This is a genomic window from Paracoccus sp. (in: a-proteobacteria), assembly GCF_046462195.1.
Lineage (GTDB): Bacteria > Pseudomonadota > Alphaproteobacteria > Rhodobacterales > Rhodobacteraceae > Paracoccus.
Genome location: NZ_JBKGUN010000263.1, coordinates 1 through 9,703, shown reverse-complemented (window position 1 = coordinate 9,703; position 9,703 = coordinate 1). Strand labels below are relative to the sequence as shown.

The following is a 9,703-nucleotide window of genomic DNA, read 5'->3' as shown; positions in this document are numbered from 1 at the left end:
TCAGAAGACGGCGCCCCGTCAGGTCCGCGGCGCCGATCCCTTCCCGTTCGGCCAAGGGGTCATCCGTCGCGACGGCCACCCACAGCGCTTCGCTGAACAGGCGGCGCTGCAGCGTGTTCGGGTGATCCTCGGGGGTCGAGATGATCGCGTCAAAGCGTCCGGTCTTCAGCCCGTCCTCCAGGTGCAGCGTGTTTTCCTCCCGGACAACGACCCGCAGGCCGGGGTGCTGGCCGTGGATGCGCTGAACGACCCGCGGCAGAAGGTAAGGCCCGATGGAAGGAAGGACACCCAGCCGCAGCCTGCTGCCGAAGGGCAGCGTTGTTGTCATGGCGCTGCGCAGGTTCTCGACATCAGACAGGATGCGTTGGGCACGCCGGACGAACTCCTCGCCCTTGGCCGTGGCCTGCGCGCCCAGACGGCCCCGCTCGAACAGGCGTATCCCCAGGTCGGCCTCGATCTCGGCAATCTGCGCCGACAGGCTGGGTTGGCTGACATTCAGCGTTTCGGCAGCAAGGCCGAACCGTCCCAGCCGATGGACCGTGACAACATAGTTCAACTGACGAAGAGTGGGGCGCATTCCATAGCTCCAGACTATGTAAAAAAGCAGTAGTTTATATTTATCCTATGGATCAATCTGGGGCAATCGGGGCTGGTGAGAGATGGAGTTCACCATGCCCCCCGTACTTGATACCCTTGCCGGCAATCTGCTGGTTCCGACGATCCTGTTCTTTGTCCTTGGCCTGCTGGCCGCCTTCCTGCGCAGCGACCTGTCGATCCCCGAAGGAGCGGCCAAGTTCATGTCGCTCTATCTGCTGCTCGCGATCGGGTTCAAGGGCGGGCACAGCCTGGCCCAACACGGGCTGCAGCCGGACCTGTTCGTCACCATCGGCCTGGGCATGCTGCTGTCCTTTGCCCTGCCCTTCGTGGCCTTTGGGCTGCTGCGGCAGATCACCAGGCTGGACACGGTGAATGCGGCGGCGGTCGCGGGACATTACGGCTCCATCTCGATCGTGACCTTTGTCGCGGCGACCAGCCTGCTGGAACTGACCGGCATTGCCGCCGACGGGTTCATGGTGGCCGTCGCCGCCGCCATGGAGGTGCCCGCCATCCTGTCCGCGCTGTGGATTGCCCACCGTTTCGGCAACAGCGGAAAGGCGAGCACCGTCCCGATGCGCGAGTTGCTGGCGAATGGGTCGATCCTTCTGCTGATCGGCGCCTTTGCCATCGGGTCGGTCACGCAGGACAAGGGCATGGCGATGATCGCGCCCTTTGTGGTGACGCCCTTTACCGGGATCCTTTGCCTGTTCCTGCTGGACATGGGGCTTTCCGCGGGCCGCAGCCTGATGAAGAACCGGCACATGCTCAGCGTCGGGCTGTTCGGCTTCGGGATGCTGATGCCGCTGACCGGGGCGCTGCTGGCATGGATGGGCGGTTCGCTCATCGGGCTGGGGACCGGCAGCCTGTTCCTGCTGATCGTCCTGTCCGCCTCGGCCTCCTATATCGCTGTGCCTGCGGCCATGCGGATCGCCCTGCCACAGGCACAGCCGGGTGTGTACCTGACGCTGTCGCTGGGCGTGACCTTTCCGTTCAACATCACGCTTGGCCTGCCGGCCTATCTGTGGCTGGCGGGTGCCTGAAGCACCGATCCTGCCACAAGGGGACCAGGCGCCCGGCCTCTTGCGGCCGGTCGCCCCGATGGCCGGCGCAGGCCTGCCGCACGAAAGAGGCTTGTCCGGGCGCGGGTTTCCGCCCGCAACAATGGGAACACCGCTGGAATCGCCTGGCACACCGGACTAGACTGGCGGACGGGGCGCATTTCGTCTCGATGCAGGGAAGGCGCGGAGTGACGATGAGCGACAGCAGCAAGCCCTTTCCCATTGTCGGCATCGGCGCTTCGGCAGGCGGCATCGCGGCAATGGAAGGGCTGTTCAAGACGATGCCCACCAATCCCGGCGCAGCCTTCGTGGTGGTCACGCATCTCAATCCCGACATCAAGAGCATGCTCCACGACATCATCGAACGCTATACGCACCTTCCGGTAAAGGTGGCCGAGGACGGCGTCCGGGTCGAGATCGACCATGTTTACGTGATGCCGCCCAATGCGATCCTGACCATCGAGAACGGATGCCTGCGCCAGCGCCGGCCCAATGCCGTCAGCCGCGAACGCAAGCCCGTCGACATCTTTCTCAGTTCGCTGGCCGAGGATCAGGGAGAGTATGCCGTCGCGATGATCCTGTCGGGCGGTGACGGCGACGGGACCCTGGGCGCCAAGGTCGTGAAGGAACGGGGCGGCCTGACCATGGCCCAGACCGATGGCGAGGGTGGTCCCAGCGATCCGGGCATGCCTGACAGCGCCATCACCAGCGGCGTGATCGATCTGGCCGTCCCTGTCGAGCAGATGGGTGAGAAGATCACCGCCTTTCACCGCAGCTTTGGCGCACTGGCCGCGATTTCCGCCGATGAGAGCCGGGGCGAAGAGGCCAAGCTGGGAGAAGCCCGGAACGAGATCTATGACATCCTCCGCAGCCAGACGGGTCACGATTTCTCGGGCTACAAGACCAAGACCTTCATGCGGCGCGTCGGCCGCCGGATGCATGTCCTGCAGCGGAAAACGATCGAAGGCTATGTCGAGGTTCTCCGGAAGGAACCGGACGAGGTGATCAACCTGTTCCGCGACCTGCTGATCAACGTGACCAACTTCTTTCGCGATGCCGAAGCCTTCGAGGCGCTGGAGCAGATCGTCATTCCAAAGCTGTTCGAAGGCAAGGGGCAGTCGGACACGATCCGTGTCTGGGTGCCGGCCTGCGCGACCGGCGAGGAGGTGTACTCGATCGCCATCCTCATGCGCGAACAGATGAACAGGCTGTCCACCCCTCCCCGGGTGCAGATCTTTGCCACCGACATCGACGAGGCGGCGCTGGCCGTGGCGCGGGCCGCGCGCTATCCCGAGCCGCTTCTGGACGGCATGACCCCCGAACGCAGGGAACGGTTCTTCACAACGGACGGCGCCAGCCATGTTCTCAGCAGCGAAGTGCGCGAACTGTGCATCTTTTCCCCCCACAGCATCATCCGTGACCCCCCCTTTTCCCGGATGGACCTGGTGTCGTGCCGGAACCTGCTGATCTATCTGGGCCCCGAGGTGCAAAGCCGGGTGATCCCAACGTTCCATTATGCGCTGAAGCCGGGCGGCTTCATGTTCCTCGGCACCTCCGAAAGCATCAGCCAGCATGCGGAACTGTTCGGGACGCTGGACAAGAAGAGCCGCATCTTTCAGGCGCGCGAGCATTCCACCAGCCATTACCGCCTGCCGATGATGATGAGGGATCCGAATCTGCCCGCGCAGGCGACGGAACGGCGCGAGTCTGCCCGCATCTCCAGCCATTCGTTGCGGCAGGCGGTCGAGGTCCAGGTTCTGGAAAAATTCGCGCCGGCGCATGTGGTCGTGGATGGCGACGGCAACGTGGTTTATTATTCCACAAGGACCGGCAAGTATCTGGAACCGTCCCAGGGCACCCCCACCCGCCAGATCCTGAGCATGGCGCGCAAGGGGCTGCGGCTGGACCTGCGCGCGGCGCTGCGCGAGGCGGTGACGACCCGTGCCACGGTCCAGCGCGACAATGCCAGCGTCAGCGACGATGACGGCCGCATCCAGCCCATCACCCTGATCATCGAGCCCCTGGCGGATCGCACCCTGGCCGAGCGGCTCTATCTGGTGCTGTTCATTCCCGTCGGCCCCATGCGCAGCCGCACCGAGGCCGAACAGGACGCCCGGATCAGCGACAGCACCGCCAGCCTGGAGCAGGAACTGCGCGACACCCGAGAGCGCCTCCAATCGACGATCGAGGAATACGAGACCGCGATCGAGGAACTGAAATCCTCGAACGAGGAACTGGTTTCGGTCAACGAGGAGGCGCAGTCGACCAACGAAGAGCTGGAAGCCTCCAAGGAAGAGATGCAGTCCCTCAACGAGGAACTGAGCACGATCAACGCCGAACTGAACGGCAAGCTGGAGGAACTGGACCGCGCCAACAACGACCTGCGCAACCTGTTCGAAAGCTCTCGGATCGCGACGGTCTTCCTGGACCGCCACCTGGTGATCCGCAATTTCACCCCGGCGGCGTCGGCGTTCTTCAACCTGCGGCTGGCCGATATCGGGCGCCCGCTGACCGATCTGTCCAGCACACTGGATTATCCGGAACTGAAGCAGCATATCGACCAGGTCTTCGGCACCGGCACCATGCTGGAACACCAGTTGTCACGTGATGCCCAGGGCAAGCACTTCCTGGTTCGCCTGCTGCCTTATCGCAACGACGGCGGGCGCACGGACGGCGTGGTGGTCACGCTGATCGACGTCACCAACCTGGCCGAAGCGGAAGAACATCAGCAGGTGCTGATCTCGGAACTGAACCACCGGGTCAAGAACATGCTGGCGGTCGTGATCAGCATCACGAACCACACGCTGGAACGGTCGCCGACGCAGAAGTCGTTCTCCGACGCGCTGATCGGCCGGCTGCACGCGATGGCGCGCGGCTATGGCTTGCTGTCGTCGGCCAACTGGAAGGAAGCGTCGGTCCCCGAGATGGTGACGCGCGAAATCGAGGTCTTTGGCCCGGACCGCTTCGACATCTCGGGTCCCGACATCCGGCTGAAGCCCCAGCCCAGCATGTCCTTTGCGATGGTGCTGCACGAACTGGCGACGAATGCGTCCAAATACGGGGCGCTCAGCCAGTCGGGTGGCCGCATCTCCGTCGAATGGGGCGAACGGGACGGAAGGTTCTTTCTCGACTGGAGCGAAAGCGGAGGCCCGCCCGTGCAGGCACCCGAAACGGAAGGCTTTGGCCTGTTCCTCATCAAGGGCGAGATCGAGTACCGACTGAGGGGCGAGGTCAGGACCTGGTTCGACCCCGACGGCTTCCGCGCCAGTCTTTCGTTCAACATGGGATCCTGAACAGGCCATGGGACAGATCCTGATCGTCGAAGACGACTGGCTGATCGCATCGGGCTATGTCCGTCCCCTTGCCAAGGCCGGTTACGAAGTGGTCGGCCCCTTTGCCTATGTCGAGCCAGCCCTGCAGGCTGTGGAAGAACAGCCTGTCACGGTGGGCTTGCTGGACCTGAACCTCGGGTCCCGCAACAGCCTCCCCGTGGCCAACCTTTTGCAGGAACGCCACATTCCCTTCGCCTTCCTGACGGCCCATCGTCGGGACGACCTGCCCCAGCATCTGCTTGGCCATCCCTTGATCGCCAAACCCGTGACTTCTGCAACGCTGCTGGACATTGTCCGCAAAATGTTGACAGCTTGAGCAAATGTCGCTTCGAAGGCCAGGGCACCATCGGGCGCGCCTTGCTTCGGGCTGATCCCATGAACGGCCGCTGACGCGGGAAAGGAGCAACGATGACAGGCAACGGGTTGCGTATTCTGGTCGTCGAGGATGATTTTCTCGTGGCCCACAAGCTTGCGAACGATATTCGTGCACGCGGCGATCAGGTCGTGGGTCCCTTTGCCGATGCGTCCGAGGCGATCGACCAGATGGGGCTGGTACAGGCAGCCATCCTCGACGTCCGGCTCCGCGACGAAACCTCGTTCCTCGTGGCAGATTCCCTTGTCAATCGCGGCATCCCTTTCGTCTTTCTGACGGGCTATGACAGGCGCCACATTCCCGCCCGCTTTCATGGGCAGGGCATCTTTGCCAAGCCGGCAATCGCGGATCCCCTGCTGGACAGCCTTCATCACGAACATGTCCGCGCAACGGCCGATGATGCGGACGACATCGAAGCCGCAGTGGTCAGAATGCTGCAACAGGCACGCAGGATGATGCCCGACGAGGCCTCGGCCGAGCGCCTTGTGGAGGGTGTTCTTCACCGCGCGATTGCAGCTGCAGACAACAACGGACCCGAACAGTCCACGGCCCCCTGGCTGATGATGATGCTGCACAAAGAATACGCGCAACGCGGCAGGCTGTATCTGAACTGAAACTGGCGGCGCGAGGGCGCCATCGACACTGCTTCGCTTAGGGGCCGCTTGGCTGCCGTGATATTCCAGTAGATTTGGATAAAAATCTTCGTGTACCCTCCTGTGCCCGGCGTGGAAACCGGATAAAGGTGGTCCTCGCAGGACTCGTTGCAGGCGTTTCCGGCCAGACAGCTTCGGGACAGGCACGATGAAAAGCGACGATAAAGACGATAGGTTTCTTACAGATCTCGACGGGCCGCTGTCCGATCTGAGATCGCAGCTGCGCTCCGATCCCATTTCGCCACGACTGAGGGAGTTGGCGAAAAGGCTGGAAACGGTTCTGGCGCAGAAGGCCGATCGCACCGATCCCTGATCCTGCCTTGGTGTTGCCTGTGATGCGCCTTGCCGCCTGACCCTTGCTGGGATTCCGGATTCCGGAAGGTGGGCATGGGCGTTCGATCCGCCTCCACATTCCCGGATTGCAAACTGCCGATGGCAAGACGGTCGGCTTTTCAAGGCATGGCTGGACCACCTTGTGTTCTTCTACACAAGCAGGATGAACCGCCAAAGCACGTTCGGATTGGCCTCCAGGCCTGCGTTCTTTTGTCTGAAAGACCTTTTCCAGCCTGTCACCTTGCCCGCAGGACAAGGACGGTCATTTCGGACGGCACACCCACGCGGACGGCGAAACCCGAGGCCAGCGCCGTTCCGTTGCTGACATAAAGGGACATGCCCTGCACATCATAAAGGCCGGACACGAAGCCATTGTTGACGCTTGCAACAAGGCGGCGGAAGCCGACCATCATTCCCCCGTGGGTATGGCCCGACAGTTGCAGATCCACCCCCGCGTCCGCGGCAAGACGGGCCAGCCGCGGCTGGTGGTCCAGAAGAACAACGGGCGCCCCTGCAGGGGCGCCGGCCAGCGCCTTTCGAAGATCCGGGCCGGGCAGACCAAGCGCCAAGGCCGTGACATCGGTCAGTCCCGCCAGCACCAACGCCGCCTCCTGCCGACGGATGACGCTGTGAGCATTGGCAAGGATGCGCAGGTCCAGTTCCCTGAACCGCTCCATCCATCCTTCATAGTCAAAGTAATATTCATGATTGCCGGGGGCCATGTAGACGCCGTCCGGTGCCCGCAGCAACCGCAGGGGATCCACATCCTCCCGTCGCGCCTCAAGCGTCCCCTCCACCAGGTCACCCGAGACCACGATGAGATCCGCCTCCTGCGCGTTGGCGATCCCGACCGCCTTCGCGATCCAAGCTTTGTCGAAAAGCCGGGATGTGTGCAGGTCTGACAACTGCAGGATCCGATATCCCTCGAATTCGACGGGCAAGCCGTCAATGGCGCTATCGACGGTCTTGACCGGCGGCGTTCGCAAGGCCTGTGCCACGCCATAGGTCGAAAGCATCAAGGCGAAGGCTCCGATGGTCCAGCGCATCCAAGGAGCGGAGCGCACGCGGCGGCGCAAGACCAGGGATCGCACGATGCTGAAAACATCCAGCGCAATCTGAAATAACGCGAGAAACAGGACCGATGCGAACAGACCGTTGATGGCGATGATGAAAGGCCTCGGCAACTCGATCGTGTCTGTGGATCCCGAAAGAAGCTGGCTGACGAGGTAACGGAGCGACACCATCACGACCAGAACGGCAAGCGCCGTCTTGAACGTATGCCGTATCGGAAGCCTGCTGACGAATCTTGATGCAACAATCAGGCCCAGAGACAACGTTCCTGCATGAAATGTCAGAAGCTCTCTGGAAAACTCGGTTATCTGCAATCTGCCGCCCCCGTCATTCCTGGCCTGCCAAAAATGCCTCGTGTTTCATCTGCAGCCATGATCCGACAATCAGGGGCGGCGCACCACAACTATAGCTGCTGGCAAGCCCAAAGCCTATGTGAGTGACAAATCCCCAAGATGCCGCCCCTGGGCTCTGAATGGCGCTTCCCGGCCGCTGTTTGACCTGGCGACGCTTGCGGCCATGCAGGACAGGTTGTCGACCGGGCCGTCCCCCGTTCTGCGCTGTCCCGCTCTGGCTGGCAGAAGTGCAGAAGGAGCGGCTGCGACCGCTCGGCGTCCCGCATCTCCCCGGCTTGGTGCCTGATCTTCCTCGCTCTCTGCAAGACTTGAAGAGCAGCATACTGGCGCGTGATCAGGGAGATAAATGTCTGCGGCCGCAACGGCTAGTGGCGATCCGAAGGCAAATATGCGTCAAAGAGCCTTCAGCGACGGTGGGAAGCGTCAGAGAAGAAAGGCCCTCCTTCTTGGATCATGAACGGCGTTGTATCAAAAGTAGTTGCTTCAAGGTGGTGATTGCGCCGGCCCGGCTGCCTGAAGCTGTCCCTCACGGCCGCGGGCCTGCACGCGAGGCCTGAGAAGTCACGCCATCATGCCCTGCCAGCGACTGCACCGGCGCGGCGGCATTGGCCTCGGCAGGCTACCATACGCAAGAATACTTTTGACTAGCCTCTTGATGATGTCGGCTGTCTCAGAGAACGGTAATAGACATGATGATACATTATGGCCGAAGCTGCGCACTTCAGACCTGCCCATTATGCCTTTTGATGCAGAGTTCGCTTTACCACGAAGGAGCGGACGGGATGAAGAACAGCCGTCTACCAACAGGGGGGATATGCGCTCGCTGGGGCTGCAAGCCTTGGCAAACAGATTCTCCCAATGATCATCTGCGGGGTTGGCGGATAGCATTCATGGGCTAGCGGCGGCGCAAGCCTGTGAGCATCATGATCCTTGTGTGAACAGGTTCTGCATGTTCAAGTCCAAATATGGTGGTGTGATGCGGCGCCCAAAGACTGGGGGCGCTCAAGGAGCGAGTGTGTCAGCGCCACTGGTCCGGGGTGCAGGCCCATGACGACAAGCTGAGGCAGCTGCTAACGGGCGCGATGCTGAGAGATCTCCAGAAAAACACCCGACAGCATCGGATGCGCAACGCGGTGTGCGGGCGGTGCGGGATCATGGCTCCCGCATCGCTGATGTAGTCGATATCGATGGGCAGCGCGCGCTTCCTCCTCATAAGCCGGACAGCCGCAAGGCCACGCAGGCGCTCTGAACCGATTTGGCTGGTGGCGCACGGTCCATTGCTGGAGTGCGAGGGCATGCTGAGAAGCCGGAAGCGGTCCGCCTTGCCGCGGGGAAGGTTCGTCTATGCGGCGCGGGAGGGGCGCAAGCCTGCCCGAGACACCCGCACATCGGCGCCGTTAGCCGATCCGGCTTGATCGCCAAATATCATGGCCGACACCTGCGACGCCTCGCACAGAGACCGCATCCTGAGACGATCGGCAGTTGCTACAGGGAGAACCTGTGCCTGATCACCGATACCAGCATCTCGTGCGTGCGAACGGCATGTGTCGTTCACGGATCTCCAGACGTGCCTGCATGGTCAGAGAGAACGACACCCGTTTCACCAGCCGGGCCATCCCGAAACGGCTTGCGCAGAGGAACGATGTTCCGCACATCTCAGCCTCCCCACGAGCTTTAGCAGACGGCGTCCAGCCAGAGAGGGCGTAGAAGGGTGTTGGACTTTTTATCCCTCGAACTGTTTCCGGCTTACGCGGCGATAGGGGTCGTGCCTGCAATGAAAGGTCTGGCGGTTTAGCAAGGTTCGCCTAGGGAGAGCGAAGATAAGTGGCTTGGCACCAGAAACAGCACAGCATAACTTCCGCACCATCCTACGCTCCAGCCTGTTGTTTCTGAGCGTTTGACATGGTTCGGGCTCCACCGGGAGACCTGCTCC

Annotated in this window: 7 protein-coding genes; 5 read left to right on the top strand and 2 right to left on the bottom strand. The window is 62.0% G+C overall.

What is annotated here, in order from left to right:
- On the bottom strand, window positions 1–577 hold a 577-nt coding region (locus tag ACLHHB_RS16000), incomplete at its 3' end, for a LysR family transcriptional regulator (RefSeq protein WP_410219275.1).
- 94 nt (window positions 578–671) lie between these two features.
- Between ACLHHB_RS16000 and ACLHHB_RS15995 the strand changes: the two genes are divergently transcribed.
- The 5 genes from ACLHHB_RS15995 to ACLHHB_RS15975 all read left to right on the top strand — a co-directional run bounded on the left by ACLHHB_RS15995 (window position 672) and on the right by ACLHHB_RS15975 (window position 6,326).
- Window positions 672–1,637 carry a sodium-dependent bicarbonate transport family permease gene (locus tag ACLHHB_RS15995; RefSeq protein WP_410219274.1) on the top strand — a complete coding sequence of 322 codons (966 nt, stop codon included), beginning with the start codon at window positions 672–674 and terminating at the stop codon, window positions 1,635–1,637.
- 212 nt (window positions 1,638–1,849) lie between these two features.
- Window positions 1,850–4,948, top strand: a complete 3,099-nt coding sequence (locus tag ACLHHB_RS15990) for a CheR family methyltransferase (RefSeq protein WP_410219273.1) — start codon at window positions 1,850–1,852, stop codon at window positions 4,946–4,948.
- A 7-nt stretch (window positions 4,949–4,955) separates the two neighbouring features.
- Window positions 4,956–5,303, top strand: a complete 348-nt coding sequence (locus tag ACLHHB_RS15985) for a response regulator (RefSeq protein ID WP_410219272.1) — start codon at window positions 4,956–4,958, stop codon at window positions 5,301–5,303.
- A gap of 92 nt (window positions 5,304–5,395) precedes the next feature.
- Window positions 5,396–5,974 (top strand): response regulator, encoded by a 579-nt coding sequence (locus tag ACLHHB_RS15980; RefSeq protein ID WP_410219271.1) that lies wholly within the window; start codon window positions 5,396–5,398, stop codon window positions 5,972–5,974.
- 187 nt (window positions 5,975–6,161) lie between these two features.
- A complete protein-coding gene (locus tag ACLHHB_RS15975; protein WP_410219270.1) occupies window positions 6,162–6,326 on the top strand; it encodes a hypothetical protein in 165 nt (54 codons plus the stop codon).
- A gap of 256 nt (window positions 6,327–6,582) precedes the next feature.
- On the opposite strand, the gene ACLHHB_RS15970 is transcribed toward ACLHHB_RS15975, so the two are convergent.
- Window positions 6,583–7,731 carry a metallophosphoesterase gene (locus ACLHHB_RS15970; protein WP_410219269.1) on the bottom strand — a complete coding sequence of 383 codons (1,149 nt, stop codon included), beginning with the start codon at window positions 7,729–7,731 and terminating at the stop codon, window positions 6,583–6,585.
- Window positions 7,732–9,703 lie beyond the last annotated feature (1,972 nt).